Below are 1364 nucleotides of genomic sequence, written 5' to 3'. Positions count from 1 at the left end.
AAAAACGTATGGCCCGCCCCGTCTGCAAGAGGGTTTTGAAGGCGGCGTGAGAGGTCTGCACAAACGTATCCGGTCTCACGAGACTTTGCTCGCGGCCAAGATGGATATCCGCGCGCGCCGATCCTCATAAAACGCCCGGCATCGACGTGCCGTTTTTTGAACCAGGATTTCGGGACGCCGGTCGACCGTCATGCCATCTTCTATCCTTCCCGCAGATCTGATGACCGTCTGCCTCCGTTGAAGCCAACAGCCGTATTCGTCAGGCAACCGTGCCGTAGACCGGCTCGAAGATCGCGCCTCGTCGCAGGCTCGCCCAAGCGATGCGCGCCAGCTTGGCTGCGAGCGCCACGGTCACGACATTGCGATGGGCTCGCGTCAGAAGGCCGCGCAACCATTGGCCGAGCGGCGTTGCGCTCCTGGCCAGCGAGGGCAATGCCGCTCGCGCCCCATGGATGAACAGCATGCGCAGATATTTGTTGCCGCGCTTGGTGATGCCGAGCAGCTTCGGCCTGCCGCCCGTCGTTACCTGCCTCGGCACAAGCCCCAGCCAGGCGGCGAGGTCGCGCCCGCGGCCGAAAGCGCTGCCGTCGCCGATCGCGGCGGTGAGCGCGGTAGCGTTGAGCACGCCGATGCCGGGGATGGTGACCAGCCGACGCGCCGATTCATGTTCACGAACATGCTCCTTGAACTCGGCGTTTAGCGTCTCGATGCGCCTATCGAGGTCCTGCCACTCTTCGCGCATCTCGATGATCAGCGTGCGCATTCGGCCGCTGATGTCCAGATTGGCGTCGGCCAGCAGCTCATTGAGCGCCCGGTCGAACTGTCGTGGTCCCTTGGCGATGACGTGACCGCGCTCCAGCAGGATCGCCCGCATCTGGTTGATCAGCGTCTTGCGCGCGTTCACCAATCGCGAACGCACCCGGTGCAACGTCTGCAGGTCGAGCTGGTCCTGGCTCTTCAGTTCAACGAACCGCATCGTCGGTCGCGAGGCAGCCTCCGCGATCGCTTCAGCGTCGCGGTCATCGTTCTTCTGTGCTTTTACGTAGGGCCGCACATACTCCGGCGACATCAGCCGGACCTCGTGGCCCTGCGTCTGCAGAATGCGGCCGAGATAATGCGCCCCGCAGCACGCTTCCATCGCCATCACGCAACGCGGCAGGCCGGCCGCAAACTGAACCACCGTCTGATGACGCATGCGGCGGCGAAGCACGACAGCGCCCGTCTCATCGATACCGACCACGCTGCACAGGTTCTTGCCCAGATCGATCCCCAGGATCACAATGTTCATGGCTCGCTCCTTCCTCTCAAATCAGCACCAGCATCCTAGCCGATGCTTCTCAGGAGGGGCGGGCCATCCCATAAAA

At 63.1% G+C, this 1364-nt stretch carries 1 protein-coding gene; it reads right to left on the bottom strand.

The annotated features are described in order from the left end of the window. Nucleotides 1-259 precede the first annotated feature (259 nt). The gene (locus tag QU595_RS30145) at nucleotides 260-1288 is read right to left on the bottom strand and encodes an IS110 family transposase (protein ID WP_315929033.1); all 1029 of its coding nucleotides are present in this window, start codon (nucleotides 1286-1288) and stop codon (nucleotides 260-262) included. Nucleotides 1289-1364 lie beyond the last annotated feature (76 nt).

This window comes from Mesorhizobium sp. SP-1A (genome assembly GCF_032460275.1).
In the GTDB taxonomy this organism is placed as follows: domain Bacteria; phylum Pseudomonadota; class Alphaproteobacteria; order Rhizobiales; family Rhizobiaceae; genus Mesorhizobium.
This window is presented reverse-complemented; position numbering and strand designations above follow the sequence as displayed.